This window comes from Streptomyces sp. NBC_01216, assembly GCF_035994945.1.
Taxonomy (GTDB): Bacteria; Actinomycetota; Actinomycetes; order Streptomycetales; family Streptomycetaceae; genus Streptomyces.
This window is the reverse complement of sequence record NZ_CP108677.1, coordinates 3,213,838-3,229,380: the sequence shown is the minus strand read 5'-3', so window position 1 is coordinate 3,229,380 and position 15,543 is coordinate 3,213,838. Positions and strand designations below refer to the sequence as shown.

Below are 15,543 nucleotides of genomic sequence, written 5' to 3'. Positions count from 1 at the left end.
CAGAAGCCGTGCTGGTCTCCGCGCAGGCGCGGTGTGGTGACTGGACATCAGGGATCGCGACCTCGGTGGTTTAGACAGCCATCCCGTACACGATGGTGAACAGCGTCCCGAGTGACCCGATGATGAAGACCCCGGTGAGGCCGGCCACGATGAGGCCCTTGCCCTGTTCCGCGCTGAACGTGTCCCGGAGGGCGGTCGCTCCGATACGCTGCTTGGCCGCACCCCAGATGGCGATGCCGAGGCAGAGCAGGATGGCCACGGCCATCACGACCTCGATCATCACCTTGGCCTCATTGCCCAGGCTCCCGAAAGGCCCCCAGTTCGGGGCGATTCCACCGATGATGGTGGTGATGTCGCCCTTCTCGGCCGCCAGGTACATGTAACTCACCGCCCCTGTTGGGTAGTTCGTCGCCCGTGCCTGATGGCATGGGTCATCGCCCTATCTTCGCTGATGAAACCGCTCGCGTGTGACGGCTTGGCGGCTCTCTTTACCCGATCCCCGCACAATTGACCGATCCGACCGCTGTGACCTGCGGCGGTGCGGCCGGTTGTATGCGAAGAAGCGTATGGTCACTCTGTGTATCACGGAGGGTGACTCCGGGCAATGATCGTCGTTGTTGCACTCTTGGGGCGGTTGCGACGCGCGTAGCCCCTGGTCGACGGGGCGAACGGGGGTGCCGGCGGCGTCGTCGGTGAGAGTGGCGCGTGGCCCGGCGGGGCGAGGACACCTCCTATCCGCCCGCTTCGTCCTGCTCCCCGGCGGCGGCCCGCCGCCTAGACTTGGACGTCGGTGGACTGCCGAAACCCTAGGGGTGGTTGACGGTGCGTAAGGCGCGCAAGGCATGGCTGGTGGCCGGTGGGGCCGTCGGGGTGTGCCTCAGCTTCGTCGCCCTGCTCGTCGTGGGCACGTACTCCGCCGCCGCCGGGCTCCTTGGCGGGGCGGGCAGCGGGGTCAACGGCACGGTCGCGCTCGCCAAGGGGGCCGTGCCCGCCGCCTATCAGCACCTGGTGCAGAAGTGGGGCAACCTCTGTCCGGCCATCAATCCCGCCCTGCTCGCCGCGCAGCTCTACCAGGAGAGCGGCTGGAACCCGAAGGTCGTCTCGCCCGCCAACGCCATGGGCATCGCCCAGTTCATCCCCGGCACCTGGGCGGGGCACGGCATCGACGGAGACGGGGACGGGGACCGGGACGTCTGGGACCCGAACGACGCGATCCCGTCCGCCGCCTCGTACGACTGCGAGCTCGCCGGCTATGTGAAGAAGGTCCCGGGCGACCCGACGGACAACATGCTGGCCGCCTACAACGCAGGTGCGTACCGCGTCATAAAGTCCGGCGGCGTCCCCCGCATCAGCGAGACGCAGAACTACGTGCGGATCATCCGTTCCCTGGAGAAGAGCTTCGCCCGCCCCGTCGGCAGGGTCGAGCCCTCGCGCCAGGCGGCCGGGGCCATCTACTACGCGCAGCAGAAGCTCGGCACCCCCTATCTCTGGGGTGGCACGGGAACAGCGGCTCAGAACGGCCGATTCGACTGTTCGGGGCTGACCCAGGCCGCCTACCGCTCCGTCGGGATCGAGCTGCCGCGCGTCGCCAACGACCAGTACAACGCCGGTCCCCATCCGGCGCGCGACGAGCTGCTCCCCGGGGACCTCGTCTTCTTCTCGGATGACCTGACCAACTCGCGGGCCATCAGGCACGTCGGTCTCTACGTGGGCGGCGGCTATATGATCGACGCCCCGCGTACGGGGGCCGTGATCCGTTTCGACAAGATCGACACGCCGGACTACTTCGGGGCGACCAGGGTGACCGAGGACGGGGCGGCGGCGCTGCCGACGCACCTTCCGCCGACATGACGTCCCGTCGGCCGATCCGGCTGGAACTCTCCGTAAGGCACGGGCCCCGAGCCGCGGCGACGGATCACTCTTGGGTAACGTCCGAGTGATCGTCAGGAGTCAGCGGAACGCGGGCATCAGGCGATTCGTTCCCGATGCGACCGCCCATGGTCGAACGGTCGACCCACGTGACAAGGCAAGGGGCCGCAGCAGATGGCTGGACTCGCATCGGACGGTTCGAACCCCGATGTCGGCCTGCTCTACGACATCAACGGGCTGGCGAAGGACGCGCCGCCGTGGTTCGACCGTGTCATGGGGTTCGTCGGCGAGTACGGGATCATGCTCGCCCTCGTCCTGGTCGCCCTCTGGTGCTGGTGGAGCGTGCGGCGCCGGGCGGCCCTCGGTGATGCCGTCGCTGGAGTCGCCGCGCTGGTGTGGGCCCCACTCGCGGCCGGTGTCGCCCTCCTGGTCAACATTCCCATCCGCGGATTCGTCGAGCGCCCACGCCCCTTCAACGACCACCAGGGGCTCGAGGTCCTGGTCGACGGCAAGACCGACTTCTCGTTCGTCAGCGACCACGCCACCCTGGCGATGGCGATCGGCGTCGGGCTCTTCGTGGCCCACCGCCGGATCGGGCTCCTCGCCATCGGGTTCGCCTTCGCCGAGGGCTTCTGCCGCGTCTACATGGGCGTGCACTACCCGACCGACGTCATCGGCGGACTCGCCCTCGGTACGGCGGTGACCCTGTTGCTCGCCCCGCTCGCCCACGCCCTGCTGACGCCGCTCGTCGGCGCGGTCGCCCGGTCGAGGGCCGGTGCCCGGCTGGTCAGGTCCCGCCGTGTCGCCGGGCGCGGGCCGGTGCGCGGGACGCTGGACATCCCCGAGCCTCACATCGGCTCCGGGAACGACGAGAACGACCTGGCCGCCTGAGCTCAGACGGTGACGTCCCTGAGTAGGCCACCTTCGTCGTCATACAGCTCAAGGCCGAAGCTCGGCCCGAACCGCGAGAGCAGCGAGGGCATCGAATTCGTCCGGATCGGTGACACCGTTCAGCAAGGTGTCCGACCCGTCGACAGGATCGAGGTCGACCCGGCACCAGCTCGTTTCGACCTCGTAGGCGTCCCAAGACGACGACCTGGACTTCCAGCCGGCCCGAACGAAGCACTCGGCCACGGCCGAGGTGCCGAAGCGCCCGCGCAGCACGCCGCACAAGTTGTTGTCGGCCTCCTGCCATTCGGGGGCGAGGTCCGGGCCGTCGGCTGAGATGTCCACGATCGGATGATGCGGTGGCCTTCGACGGACACGCTCCGAGGGCTACCGGTCGGGCTACCGGTCGGGAGCGTCGGTGCCGGGAGCGTTCGGGCCGCTTCAGGCGGGTCGTCGCGCGGCCGGTCCGTCCGCCGGGGCCGCGTGGGCCGCGGCGTCCGTGCGGGCGCGTTCCCTCGACCTTCGTGCCGGGCCCGCCCACCCGCAGGTGCACCGGGCCGTCGCGAACGAGCCGCGTTCCGTCGTGGTCGTCTCGTGAGAGGCATGCTCCTGCACGGGTCCACCGTACTGCGCGTGACGAGGGGCCGGGACCGTCGTTATCCGGATGGGTTCTCACCAGGCCCTCGGCGCCCGGAAAGAGGGTGCGTCCCGGGCAAGCGGCTTCACGGTCTTGGGGGTTGGCAGGCGATGGTGGTCGAGGTGTACGGACGGCGGCACGGACGCGGCGGCGCGTGGGCCGTCGCCGCCACCCTCGTCGGAGCGGTCGCCACCGGCGGGTGCGGCGCGGCCGAGGACCCCAGGCCCGCCGGTGACCCGGCGCGGACCGTGCGGGCGGCGGCAGAGGTGCTGGCCCGGGCGGGGACCTCCAAGGCGAGTACGTCGATGGAGATGGCGACCGGCGGAACCCGGGTGACCATCCGGGGCGAGGGCGCCTACGACTTCCGGCTGCGCACCGGCCGACTCCGGGTCGTCCTGCCCAGCGACGCCACCGGCGCCAGCGAGCACCAGCCCATCACCGAACTCCTGGCACCGGGTGCGCTCTACATGAAGAACCGCGGGGCCGGGGTCCCCGCGGACAAGTGGGTCCGGGTCGACACCACCACGCTCGACGACGGCAATCTCGTCACCGGCGGAGCCACCGATCCGGCCGCCGCCGCCGAGCTGCTGCGCGGCGCGCGGCGCGTGACGTACGTCGGCGAGGTCGAGCTGGCGGGGGTGAGGGTCGGCCACTACCGGGGGGTGGCGGACATCGGGGTGGCCGCGCGGGCCGCCTCGCCGCAGGTACGAGGGGCGCTGACCGCGGCGGCGAAAGGGTTCTCCACGGACACGGTGCCCTTCGACGCTTATCTGGACCGCGCGGGGCTGCTGCGCAAGGTGCGGCACCAGTTCAGCTTCGCCAACCAGGGGCGCACGGTCGCCGTCGCGTCGACGACCCTGCTGTACGGCTTCGGCGCGCCGGTCGTCGTCCGGCTCCCGGAGCGCAAGGACATCTACGCGGGCCGGATCGAGGCGTAGCCGGGGGCCGTCGGGCCACGGACAAATGGTCCGGACGTGTCATGCGCGGCGTGTGGCGGGCTCCCTACGCTGGGAGACCGACGCCGGCAGGAAGAGGTGAATGCGCGTGGCTCCGCCCAGTACCGCGATCGTGCCCACCGACCAGGAGTGCGTCGCCCTCGCCGAGATCGAACTGTGTGGCGAGCTGATCATCGCGGCGTCGGCCGCCGAGGGTGAGCGGCTCAGCCCGGACCGGATCGACGAGGTGCTGCGGGTCGCCGCGGAGCCGTCCGGCCGGGGCGGCGGCAGCGGGCCGGGGCGCTGACCGGGCCGGGCGCATGCGGTCCGCCATCGCGTCGGTGTGGCTCACCGTCGAGTTTCGGCCAGGTGGGCACATCCTGAAGCCTGCCCGTTTCGTCCGATCTGACCCCTTGTGTCGGGTTTCGGTGGTCCCGGGTCGCCGGGTCTGCGGGGTCCGCGTCTCGGCTCGGAGCCTGTCGGCCGAAGGTCACCCGACGGGCTCTCAGGTGCGCAGCATCCGCGCGATGGCCTTGGTGGCCTCCTCGACCTTCGCCTCGACCTCGTCGCCGCCCTTGAGCGCCGCGTCGGCGACGCAGTGGCGCAGGTGCTCCTCCAGGAGCTGGAGCGCGAAGGACTGCAGTGCCTTGGTGGAGGCGGAGACCTGAGTGAGTATGTCGATGCAGTAGACGTCCTCGTCGACCATCCGCTGCAGGCCGCGGACCTGGCCCTCGATCCGGCGCAGGCGCTTGAGGTGCTCGTCCTTCTGCTGGTGGTAGCCGTGCACGCCGTGGGCGTGGTCCGGCTCGGCGGTCTCGGGGGTGACCTCGGCCGCCTCGGTGGTCGTCATCGCGTCCTCCCGTTGTCCAGAAAGGGTGTGTATACCCCTCGTGGGTATATGGTACCGATCCCCGCCGATCCGGGTGGGGGCCCGTGCAGATCACTGTGCCTGATGGGCGACACTGAAGGGACGCCGGTTAGCCGTGGCCGGATGATGCGCCTAGCATCAGCCTGACCGAACCCAGCACCCCGAGGACCCCACGTGCGATTTCGTCTAACCCCCAGGGAGACGAGCTTCTACGACATGTTCGCCGCGTCCGCGGACAACATCGTGACGGGCTCGAAGCTCCTGATGGAACTGCTCGGAGCGGACACCTCCGCCCGGGCCGAGATCGCGGAGCGGATGCGGGCAGCGGAGCACGCCGGTGACGACGCGACCCACGCCATCTTCCACCAGTTGAACTCCTCGTTCATCACACCGTTCGACCGCGAGGACATCTACTCCCTCGCCTCCTCCCTCGACGACATCATGGACTTCATGGAGGAGGCCGTCGACCTGGTCGTCCTCTACAACGTCGAGGAACTTCCCAAGGGCGTCGAGCAGCAGATCGAGGTGCTGGCCCGAGCGGCGGAGCTGACCGCCGAGGCCATGCCGAACCTGCGGACGATGAACGACCTCACGGAGTACTGGATCGAGGTCAACCGGCTCGAGAACCAGGCCGACCAGATCCACCGCAAGCTGCTCGCCCATCTCTTCAACGGCAAGTACGACGCCATCGAGGTGCTCAAGCTCAAGCAGATCGTGGATGTGCTGGAAGAGGCGGCCGACGCCTTCGAGCACGTGGCGAACACCGTGGAGACCATCGCGGTCAAGGAGTCCTGAGGCTTCGTGGACACCTTTGCGCTGATCGTGACCATTGGTGTCGCGCTCGGCTTCACGTATACGAACGGGTTCCACGACTCCGCCAACGCCATCGCGACCTCGGTCTCCACGCGGGCGCTGACCCCTCGGGCGGCGCTGGCGATGGCCGCGGTGATGAACCTCGCGGGTGCCTTCATGGGCAGCGGGGTCGCCAAGACGGTCAGTGAGGGTCTCATCGAGACGCCCACCGGTGACAAGGGGATGGGCATCCTCTTCGCCGCGCTGGTGGGGGCGATCCTCTGGAACCTGCTGACCTGGTACTTCGGTCTGCCGTCCTCGTCCTCCCACGCCCTGTTCGGCGGCATGGTGGGCGCGGCGCTGGCCGGTGGTACCGAGGTGATCTGGTCGGGGGTGCTCGACAAGGTCGTGATCCCCATGTTCGTGTCGCCGGTGGTCGGCCTCCTCGTCGGTTACCTGGTCATGTGCGGGATCATGTGGATCTTTCGCAAGGCCAACCCGCACAAGACGAAGCGCGGTTTCCGGATCGCCCAGACGGTCTCGGCGGCCGGCATGGCGCTCGGTCACGGTCTGCAGGACGCCCAGAAGACGATGGGCATCGTGGTGATGGCCCTGGTCATCGCCGATGTGCAGCAGTCCGGGGACGACATCCCGGTGTGGGTGAAGATCGCCTGCGCCGTGATGCTCTCGCTCGGCACGTACGCGGGTGGCTGGCGGATCATGCGGACCCTCGGCCGCAAGATCATCGAGCTGGACCCGCCGCAGGGCTTCGCCGCGGAGACGACGGGTGCGTCGATCATGTTCGGTTCGGCGTTCCTCTTCCACGCGCCGATCTCGACGACGCACGTGATCACCTCGGCGATCATGGGTGTGGGGGCGACGAAGCGTGTGAACGCGGTGCGCTGGGGCGTCGCGAAGAACATCGTCCTCGGCTGGTTCATCACGATGCCGGCCGCCGCGCTGGTTGCGGCGCTGAGCTTCTACGTGGTCCAGCTGTTCTTCGGTTAGCTCCCGCCCGCGGTTGCGGCCGTACTTCCGTGGTTCCGGCCGTACTTCCGTGGTTGCGGGGCCGTACCTCCGCGGGGGTGCCCTTCCGCCCGCCGCCTGACACCGTGCGTGAGAACGTTGATGGGCCCGGCTCCCTGGGGGAGCCGGGCCCTTCGTCGTGCGGTGGCACCGCCATGCAGCACCGCAGGACGTGCTGCCCGGTCGTCGGACCCGGGCCGGGGGCGCTGAGTGGCCGCCCCGGCGGGTACACGGCCGGACGTCTGGGGAGCGGACTATCCGAAGCGGCCCGAGATGTAGTCCTCGGTCGCCTGGACGCTCGGGTTGGAGAAGATGCGCTCGGTGTCGTCGAGTTCGATCAGCTTGCCCGGCTGGCCCACGGCCGCCAGGTTGAAGAAGGCCGTGCGGTCGGAGACGCGCGCCGCCTGCTGCATGTTGTGCGTCACGATGACGATGGTGAAGCGCTCCTTCAGCTCGCCGATCAGGTCCTCGATGGCGAGGGTGGAGATCGGGTCCAGCGCGGAGCAGGGCTCGTCCATCAGCAGGACGTCCGGTTCCACCGCGATCGCGCGGGCGATGCACAGGCGCTGCTGCTGGCCGCCGGAGAGGCCCGCGCCGGGCTTGTTCAGGCGGTCCTTGACCTCGTTCCAGAGGTTCGCGCCCTTGAGGGAACGCTCGACGATGTCGTTGAGCTGCGACTTCTTGTACGAGCCGTTCAGCCGCAGACCCGCCGCCACGTTGTCGAAGATCGACATCGTGGGGAAGGGGTTCGGGCGCTGGAAGACCATGCCGACCGTGCGGCGCACGGCGACCGGGTCGACGTGGGAGCCGTACAGGTTCTCGTCGTCCAGCATCACCTTGCCCTCGACGCGGCCGCCGGGGGTGACCTCGTGCATGCGGTTCAGGGTGCGCAGGAAGGTGGACTTGCCGCAGCCCGAGGGACCGATGAAGGCCGTCACCGAGCGGGGCTCGACGGTCATGGAGATGTCGTCGATCGCCTTGTGGGCGCCGTAGTAGGCGGAGAGGCCGCTGACGTCGATTCGCTTGGCCATATCAATTCACTTCCAGAGGTGGTCGCTCACGCGGCGGGGCCGCATGCCGATTTCTAGCGGCCGGTCTTCGGGGCCTTCCAGCGGGCGATGCCGCGGGCGACCATGTTGAGGATCATGACGAAGGCGATCAGGACGAGCGCTGCGGCCCAGGCGCGGCCCACGGCGGCGTCGGTGCCGACCGCGTACTGCTCGTACACGTAGAGCGGCAGCGAGGACTGGGCGCCTTCGAAGGGGTTCGGGTTGATCAGCTTGGTGCCGAACACGAGGAGCAGCACGGGGGCCGTCTCACCGGTGATGCGGGCGACCGCGAGCATGACGCCCGTGGTGATGCCGCCGATGGCGGTGGGCAGGACCACCTTCAGGATGGTGCGCCACTTCGGGATGCCGAGGGCGAGGGATGCCTCGCGGAGCTCGTTGGGGACGAGCTTGAGCATCTCCTCGGTGGAGCGGACCACGACGGGCATCATCAGGATGGCGAGCGCCATCGCGCCGGCGAATCCGGAGGGCCCGAAGCCCAGCATCAGATTCCAGGTGGCGAGGATGAACAGGCCCGCGACGATCGAGGGGATGCCGGTCATCACGTCGACGAAGAAGGTGACGGCCTGGGACAGCTTGCCACTGCCGTACTCGACCAGGTAGACGGCGGTCAGCAGTCCGATCGGCGCGGCGATCAGGGTCGCGATGGCCACCTGCTCGATGGTGCCGAGCAGGGCGTGGTAGAGCCCGCCGCCGGCCTCGGCGTCGAGGACGCCGTTCATCGAGTGGGTGAGGAAGTACCCGTCGAGGACGTCCATGCCCTTGCTGATCGTGACCCACGCGAGGGAGAGCAGCGGGACGACGGCCAGCACGAAGCAGACCCAGACGAGGCTGGTCGCGACGCGGTCCTTGGCCTGGCGGCTGCCCTCGACCCGGGTGGTGATCGCGTAGGTGGCGAGGACGAAGAGCAGGGCGGCGATCAGGCCCCACTGGACGCGGCTGTGCCAGCCGGCGGCGAGGCCGATGCCGACGGCGGCGGCGATCGAGCCGGCGGCGACGGCGGCGGGCGTCCAGCGCGGCACGCGGGCGTGCTTCAGCCGGTCCTGTCGTACGGCGGTGGTCACCGGCGGACGGTCCTGTATGGCGTGGCTCATGCTGTGCCCCCTACCGTGTCTTCTCCGCCCGCGCGGAGCTCAGGCGCGGTCTTCGCTGTGGTCTGCGGCCGGGCCGCGTGCGCGGTGCTCACGCGGCGGCTCCCGAGTAGTCCTTGCGGCGGGCGATGATCCACCGGGCCGCGCCGTTGACCAGCAGGGTGATGGCGAAGAGGACCAGGCCGGAGGCGATCAGGGCGTCCCGGCCGAACTCGTTGGCCTCGTTGAACTTGGCCGCGATGTTCTGGGCGAAGGTGCCGCCGCCCGGGTCGAGCAGGTAGCCGGAGATGACGAAGCTGGGGGAGAGCACCACGGCGACGGCCATGGTCTCGCCGAGCGCGCGGCCGAGACCGAGCATCGAGGCCGAGATGATGCCCGAGCGGCCGAAGGGGAGGACCGACATCCGGATGACCTCCCAGCGGGTGGCGCCGAGGGCCAGGGCGGCCTCCTCGTGCATCCGCGGGACCTGGAGGAAGACCTCACGGGTCACGTTGGTGATGATCGGCAGGATCATGATCGCCAGCAGGATGCCCACGGTGAAGAGGTTACGGGCGACGCCGTCCATGGACTTGTCGAAGATGTACGTCCAGCCCAGGTACTGGTCGAGCCACTGGTTCAGTCCGCCGAGGTACGGGACGAGGAAGATCGCGCCCCACAGGCCGTAGATGATGCTGGGCACGGCGGCGAGCAGGTCGACCACGTACGCGAGCGGCTTGGCCAGCTTGCGGGGCGCGTAGTGCGAGATGAACAGCGCGATGCCGATCGCGACCGGCACGGCGATGGCCATCGCGATGACCGACGAGACGACGGTGCCGAAGGCGAGGACGGCGATGCCGAAGACGGGCGGCTGTCCGGTCGGGTTCCACTCGGAGGTGGTGAGGAAGTTCGTGGAGTCCTGCGAGATGGCGAGGACGGCGCGGTAGGTGAGGAAGACCGCGATCGCGGCCATGATCACCAGCAGGGTGATGCCGGAACCGCGGGACAGGCCGAGGAAGATCCGGTCTCCGGGGCGGGTCGCGCTCGTGGCGCGCCGGCTCTTTCGTATGGGTGGTGTGGTTGTCGTAACCATCGGTCTCTCCGGTCTGCGGGGCCGGACTGCTGTACGGCTCCTGGCGGCGGTGCACCGGATGCCGGAACCGGCCCGTCGGTGTGAGCGACGGACCGGACCCGGCCGGGGATCAGGACAGGGTGGGGACGATCTCGCGGACCTTGGCCGCGATCTCGGCCGGGAGCGGGGCGTAGCCGGCCTCGGAGAGGACCTTCTGGCCCTCCTCGCTGGCGGTGTAGTTCAGGAATGCCTTCAGGGTGGGCAGGGTCTCGGCCTTGTTGCCCTTGTCGCAGGCGATCTCGTAGGTGACGAGGATCAGCGGGTAGGCGCCCTCGGCCTTGGTGGCGTAGTCCAGGGACAGCGCGAGGTCGTTGCCGGTGCCCTTGACCTTGGCGGCGGCGATGGCCTTGGAGGCGTTCTCCGTGGTGGCCTCGACCGGGGCGGCGGCACCGGTGTTCACCTTGACCGTGGAGATCTTGTTGGCGGTGGCGTAGGAGAGCTCGAAGTAGCCGATGGAGCCCTCGGCGTCCTTGACCGCGGTCGCGACACCGGAGGAACCGTTGGCGGCCTGGCCACCGGGGGCCGGCCACGACTTCGACTTCGGGTCGTACTTCCAGTCGGCCGGGGCGGCGGTCGAGAGGTACTTGCCCAGGTTCTGGGTGGTGCCCGACTCGTCCGAGCGGTGGAAGGCCTGGATGGCGCTGTCGGGCAGGGTCACGCCCGGGTTCAGCTTGGCGATCGCCTCGTCGTTCCACTTGGTGATCTTGGCGTCGAAGATCTTGGCGATGGTCGGGGCGTCGAGGACGAGGTTGTCCACACCGTTCAGCTTGTAGCCGATGGCGATGGGCCCGCCGACCATGGGCAGGTTGATGCCCTTGCCGCCGGTGCAGATCTTCTGCGACTCGGCGACCTCTTCGTCCTTCAGGGCGGAGTCGGAGCCGGCGAGGGCGACCTGGCCCTGGTTGAACTTGGTGATGCCGCCGCCGGAGCCGATGGCCTGGTAGTTGACCTCGACGCCGGAGCAGGCGGCCTGGAAGTTCTTGACCCACAGGTCCATGGCGTTCTTCTGCGCGCTGGACCCGGCGGCGAGCAGCTGGCCCTTGGCGCCGTCGCACGTGATGTCGGAGGCCGCGGCGGAGGTCTTGTCGCCGCTCGGGGTCGCCTCGTTGTTGTTGTCCGAACCACACGCCGTGAGGACCAGGGCGCCGGAGACGGCGAGGGCACCGATCGCGGTGGCGCGAAGCCCGTTCTTGCGCGAAAGCTTCACTTTCGGGTGTTCCTTCCAGAAGCCGCCTGCCGTGGACCTTGGTGTCCTGAACGTAACGGCGGCGCGTGTCGGGGTCGTGGTGCGTCGCTGTGCCTGTGCACCTTGTACGGCCGAAATTAGGCAGATCAGGTGAAGCCGCCGACGGGGGAGAGTGAACGGAAAGTGAACCGTGCCGGAAGGCCGGGTGCGTTCCGGCGGGGCGCGGTGCGGGCACGGCACGGGATGGTCCGGGGACCGGGGGCCGCCGGGCGGGCGGTGGGCGGGCGGTGGGCGACGTCAGGGGGTGGACAGGGTGTCCAGGAGCGCGTCGAGGAGCTCACGGTCCCGCGGCTGGGTGAGGCGCCCGCGGGCCTCGGCGGGGGCGAGCCAGAGGAGCCGGTCGACCTCGTCGTCGGGGACGAAGACGCCCCCCACCGCCTCGGCCGCCCAGTAGGCGACCTCCTTCGGCCGTCCGCTCGCCAGGTAGCGGGCGGTCGGGAGCCGGGTTCCCAGGACGCACTCCTGGCCCGTCTCCTCCCGGACCTCGCGGACGGCGCAGGCGCGGAGCGTCTCGCCGTGCTTCTGCTTGCCCTTCGGCAGCGACCAGTCGTCGTACTTCGGCCGGTGGACCAGGGCGATCTCGATGCCCGGTGCCCGGCCGCCGGCGACCCGCCGCCACAGTGCGCAGCCGGCCGCCTGGACGGGCGTCGCCGCTGTCACGGGACCGCCGCCGTCGTCCGCTGCCAGGCCCGCTGGAAGGCGAAGCGGGCGGCCTCGACCTCATGGCGCTGGTCCGCGTGCAGGACGCCCAGGGCGTACGCGGTCGCCGGAGCGATCCGCGGGGTACGGGCCGCCGTGGCAGCGGCCACGGCGGCCTCGGAGGCGTCCCGGTGGCGGTCCAGGGTGCGCCCGGCCTCGTAGAGCACGGGGTCCGGGTCGGTGCCGCGGTGGACGACTTCGGCGGCGTAGCGGTGCAGCCGCAGCAGCAGCCGGGTCTGGTGCCAGGGGGCGTCCTGGGTCTCGGCGGCACCCAGGGCGAGGGCGTCGGCGTTGTACGGGTGGGCCGCGCGGGTCAGCGGCAGCGCGGCGACCGCGTCCCGGAGTCGCCGTTCGACGGTCTCGGCGGGGATGTCGAGGACGTCGGCCGCCGGGGCCGACGCGGCGGGCCCCAGCGGGACCTCGGAGGCGAGCAGGGCGACCGTGTCGGCGAGGGCGTGGAAGCGGGAGGACCCGAGCGCCTGCAGCGCGGCCGAGTGGGCGCGGGTGCGGGCGAGGGTGAGCTGGCGCTCCAGGAGGGCGCCCGCGCGGGCCGCGCCCACCGTCAGTCCGGCCCGTTCGGCGCCCCGGGCGGCGGGTACCGGCCCGCCGCCGCTCGACAGGCGGGACAGCGCGTCCACCAGCCGGACCAGCCGGGAGGTGCAGGCGTGTTCGAGCGCCAGGGTGCCGGACAGCCAGGCCAGTTCCGTGCGGAGCTGGTCGGCCCAGGCGGCGTCGAGCAGCGGGCGGAAGGTGTGCAGGGTCCCGCTGATGCGGCGCGCGGCGGATCTCAGGGACCGGGCGGCCTCCCCGGCTCCGGCCGTGTCGGCGCCGCTTTCGGCGTGCAGGCGCAGGCCGCGCAGGAAGTCACCGGCGCGCGCCTGGAGGTAGGGGGAGAGGACGTCGCCCGCCGTGGCCGTGGCGGGGACGTCGTGGTCAGGGTTGTGCACGCCGGCGCCTCCGCGCGTCGATGAGCATCTCCTGGACGTGCCGCAGGGGCCGGCCTTCCGGGTCGGTCGCGTGCCGCGTCCAGTTCCCGTCCGGGCCGAGGTGCCAGGAGGAGGTGGTGTCGGACATTCCGGTCTCCAGGAGCCGGGTCAGGGCGGCCCGGTGGGCCGGGTCGGAGACCCGGACGAGGGCCTCGATCCTGCGGTCCAGGTTGCGGTGCATCATGTCGGCGCTGCCCAGCCAGACCTCGGGCTCGCCTCCGTTGCCGAAGGCGAAGATCCGGGAGTGCTCCAGGAAGCGTCCGAGTATCGAACGGACCCGGATGTTCTCGGACAGTCCGGCGACGCCGGGCCGCACCGCGCAGATGCCGCGGACCCAGATGTCGACGGGGACGCCGGCCTGCGCGGCCCGGTAACAGGCGTCGATGATCGCCTCGTCTACCAGCGAGTTGACCTTGATCCGGACGTAGGCGGGACGCCCGGCGTGGTGGTGGGCGACCTCCTTGTTGATCCGGGCGACGAGTCCGTCCCGCAGGGACTTGGGGGCGGTGAGCAGGCGCCGGTAGGTCTCGCGCCGCGAGTAGCCGGAGAGCCGGTTGAACAGGTCGGAGAGGTCGGCGCCGACCTGCGGGTCGGCGGTGAGCAGACCGAGGTCCTCGTAGAGGCGGGCGGTCTTGGGGTGGTAGTTGCCGGTGCCGACGTGGGAGTAGCGGCGCAGCAGCTCGCCTTCCTGACGGACCACCAGCGACAGCTTGCAGTGGGTCTTGAGTCCGACGAGGCCGTAGACGACGTGACAGCCGGCCTCCTCCAGCTTGCGGGCCCACTTGATGTTGGCCTGCTCGTCGAAGCGGGCCTTGATCTCGACGAGGACGAGGACCTGCTTGCCCGCCTCGGCCGCGTCGATGAGCGCGTCGACGATGGGGGACTTGCCGGAGGTCCGGTACAGCGTCTGCTTGATGGCGAGGACGTCGGGGTCGGCGGCGGCCTGTTCCAGGAACGCCTGCACGGACGTGGAGAAGGAGTCGTAGGGGTGGTGCAGCAGCACGTCCCGTTCGCGCAGCGCCATGAAGATGTCGGGCGCGGAGGCGGACTCGACCTCGGCCAGGTCGCGGTGGGTGCCGGCGATGAACTTGGGGTACTTCAGCTCGGGCCGGTCCAGGCCCGCGATCCCGAACAGGCCGGTGAGGTCGAGCGGGCCGGGCAGCGGGTAGACCTCGGCGTCGGAGATCTTCAGTTCGCGCACGAGCAGGTCGAGCACGTACGGGTCGATGGACTCCTCGACCTCCAGGCGGACCGGCGGTCCGAAGCGACGGCGCAGGAGTTCCTTCTCCAGGGCCTGGAGCAGGTTCTCGGCGTCGTCCTCCTCGACTTCGAGGTCCTCGTTCCGGGTCACCCGGAACATGTGGTGCGCCAGCACCTCCATGCCGGGGAAGAGTTCCTCCAGATGCGCGGCGATGACGTCCTCGAGGGGGACGTAGCGCTCGGGGGACGCCTCCAGGAAGCGGGAGAGCAGCGGCGGCACCTTCACCCGGGCGAAGTGGCGGTGGCCGCTGACCGGGTTGCGCACGACGACGGCGAGGTTGAGCGAGAGGCCGGAGATGTACGGGAAGGGGTGTGCGGGGTCGACGGCCAGCGGGGTGAGGACGGGGAAGATCTGCTGGCGGAACAGGGTGAAGAGGCGCGCCTGTTCCTTCTCCGTGAGCTCCGGCCAGCGGATCAGGTGGATGCCCTCGTCGGCGAGGGCCGGGGCGACGTCCTGCTGGTAGCAGGCGGCGTGCCGGGCCATGAGTTCGCGCGAGCGGGTCCAGATCAGGTCCAGTACCTCGCGGGGCTGGAGGCCGGACGCGGAGCGGGTGGCGACGCCGGTGGCGATGCGGCGTTTGAGGCCGGCGACGCGGACCATGAAGAACTCGTCGAGGTTCGAGGCGAAGATCGCCAGGAAGTTCGCCCGTTCGAGCAGCGGCGTCGTGGGGTCCTCGGCGAGTTCGAGGACCCGTTCGTTGAACGCGAGCCAACTGCGTTCGCGGTCGAGGAAGCGGCCCTGGGGAAGCTCGCCCGCGTCGCCGTCGTCCTCGTACGCGTCGAGGTCGGAGTCCAGGTCGGGTTCGAGGTCCGACACGGGGCCCGCGTTGACCGTGTGGGGGCGGTGCGCGGCTATGGATCCGATGGACGGCTGCGGGGACGTCCGTCCGTTCTGCGCGGAGGGCGTGGCGGAAGACGTGGCGGAGGACTGGACCGGTACCTCGGCGGGCTGCTGGCTCATGGACCTATTCTTCCGCGCGAAGGGGCGGTCGGGCGCGTCGGAGCGGGCCGTGGCGGAGGGAAGTCTCCCTTTGGGGAGTGCCTGGCGGGGCGCGGGCACGGCGGGCTTCA

General features: G+C 70.2%; 16 protein-coding genes. 6 read left to right on the top strand and 10 right to left on the bottom strand.

Features of this window, described 5'->3' with window-relative positions:
• Positions 1-70: 70 nt before the first annotated feature.
• The gene (locus tag OG393_RS14085; RefSeq protein WP_024757447.1) at positions 71-379 is read right to left on the bottom strand and encodes a hypothetical protein; all 309 of its coding nucleotides are present in this window, start codon (positions 377-379) and stop codon (positions 71-73) included.
• A gap of 443 nt (positions 380-822) precedes the next feature.
• On the opposite strand from OG393_RS14085, the gene OG393_RS14080 reads away from it, so the two are divergent.
• Both OG393_RS14080 and OG393_RS14075 read left to right on the top strand, forming a co-directional pair.
• Positions 823-1,851 carry a C40 family peptidase gene (locus tag OG393_RS14080; RefSeq protein ID WP_442817413.1) on the top strand — a complete coding sequence of 343 codons (1,029 nt, stop codon included), beginning with the start codon at positions 823-825 and terminating at the stop codon, positions 1,849-1,851.
• Positions 1,852-2,043: 192 nt separating this feature from the next.
• Positions 2,044-2,760, top strand: coding sequence for a phosphatase PAP2 family protein (locus OG393_RS14075; RefSeq protein ID WP_327375010.1), 717 nt, complete (start codon positions 2,044-2,046; stop codon positions 2,758-2,760).
• Positions 2,761-2,808: 48 nt separating this feature from the next.
• On the opposite strand, the gene OG393_RS14070 is transcribed toward OG393_RS14075, so the two are convergent.
• Complete coding sequence (locus OG393_RS14070) at positions 2,809-3,102, bottom strand: hypothetical protein (RefSeq protein ID WP_327375009.1); 294 nt, start codon at positions 3,100-3,102, stop codon at positions 2,809-2,811.
• 402 nt (positions 3,103-3,504) lie between these two features.
• Here OG393_RS14070 and OG393_RS14065 point away from each other — a divergent pair, with 402 nt between their 5' ends.
• Both OG393_RS14065 and OG393_RS14060 read left to right on the top strand, forming a co-directional pair.
• Positions 3,505-4,332, top strand: coding sequence for a hypothetical protein (locus tag OG393_RS14065; RefSeq protein WP_327375008.1), 828 nt, complete (start codon positions 3,505-3,507; stop codon positions 4,330-4,332).
• Positions 4,333-4,432: 100 nt separating this feature from the next.
• Complete coding sequence (locus OG393_RS14060; RefSeq protein WP_327375007.1) at positions 4,433-4,636, top strand: hypothetical protein; 204 nt, start codon at positions 4,433-4,435, stop codon at positions 4,634-4,636.
• A 198-nt stretch (positions 4,637-4,834) separates the two neighbouring features.
• On the opposite strand, the gene OG393_RS14055 is transcribed toward OG393_RS14060, so the two are convergent.
• Positions 4,835-5,179, bottom strand: a complete 345-nt coding sequence (locus tag OG393_RS14055) for a metal-sensitive transcriptional regulator (protein ID WP_327375006.1) — start codon at positions 5,177-5,179, stop codon at positions 4,835-4,837.
• A gap of 192 nt (positions 5,180-5,371) precedes the next feature.
• On the opposite strand from OG393_RS14055, the gene OG393_RS14050 reads away from it, so the two are divergent.
• Positions 5,372-5,992, top strand: a complete 621-nt coding sequence (locus OG393_RS14050; RefSeq protein ID WP_327375005.1) for a DUF47 domain-containing protein — start codon at positions 5,372-5,374, stop codon at positions 5,990-5,992.
• A 6-nt stretch (positions 5,993-5,998) separates the two neighbouring features.
• The gene (locus tag OG393_RS14045; RefSeq protein WP_327375004.1) at positions 5,999-6,997 is read left to right on the top strand and encodes an inorganic phosphate transporter; all 999 of its coding nucleotides are present in this window, start codon (positions 5,999-6,001) and stop codon (positions 6,995-6,997) included.
• Between the two features lie 272 nt (positions 6,998-7,269).
• Here OG393_RS14045 and pstB read toward each other — a convergent pair whose 3' ends face one another.
• The 7 genes from pstB to OG393_RS14010 form a co-directional block, all read right to left on the bottom strand.
• A complete protein-coding gene (pstB, locus tag OG393_RS14040; protein ID WP_327375003.1) occupies positions 7,270-8,046 on the bottom strand; it encodes a phosphate ABC transporter ATP-binding protein PstB in 777 nt (258 codons plus the stop codon).
• A gap of 53 nt (positions 8,047-8,099) precedes the next feature.
• The gene (gene pstA, locus OG393_RS14035; RefSeq protein WP_327375002.1) at positions 8,100-9,176 is read right to left on the bottom strand and encodes a phosphate ABC transporter permease PstA; all 1,077 of its coding nucleotides are present in this window, start codon (positions 9,174-9,176) and stop codon (positions 8,100-8,102) included.
• A gap of 88 nt (positions 9,177-9,264) precedes the next feature.
• The gene (gene pstC / locus OG393_RS14030; protein ID WP_327375001.1) at positions 9,265-10,242 is read right to left on the bottom strand and encodes a phosphate ABC transporter permease subunit PstC; all 978 of its coding nucleotides are present in this window, start codon (positions 10,240-10,242) and stop codon (positions 9,265-9,267) included.
• A 109-nt stretch (positions 10,243-10,351) separates the two neighbouring features.
• On the bottom strand, positions 10,352-11,488 hold the full coding sequence (gene pstS / locus OG393_RS14025; protein WP_327375000.1) for a phosphate ABC transporter substrate-binding protein PstS: 1,137 nt from the start codon (positions 11,486-11,488) through the stop codon (positions 10,352-10,354).
• A gap of 276 nt (positions 11,489-11,764) precedes the next feature.
• Positions 11,765-12,187, bottom strand: coding sequence for an NUDIX hydrolase (locus OG393_RS14020; RefSeq protein WP_327374999.1), 423 nt, complete (start codon positions 12,185-12,187; stop codon positions 11,765-11,767).
• Positions 12,184-13,173: a CHAD domain-containing protein gene (locus tag OG393_RS14015; RefSeq protein WP_327374998.1), complete on the bottom strand. Its 990-nt coding sequence runs from the start codon at positions 13,171-13,173 to the stop codon at positions 12,184-12,186. Before OG393_RS14015 ends, OG393_RS14020 begins: the two co-directional genes overlap by 4 nt.
• Positions 13,160-15,433 carry an RNA degradosome polyphosphate kinase gene (locus OG393_RS14010; protein ID WP_327374997.1) on the bottom strand — a complete coding sequence of 758 codons (2,274 nt, stop codon included), beginning with the start codon at positions 15,431-15,433 and terminating at the stop codon, positions 13,160-13,162. The genes OG393_RS14015 and OG393_RS14010 overlap by 14 nt, the downstream gene beginning before the upstream one ends.
• Positions 15,434-15,543: the final 110 nt, after the last annotated feature.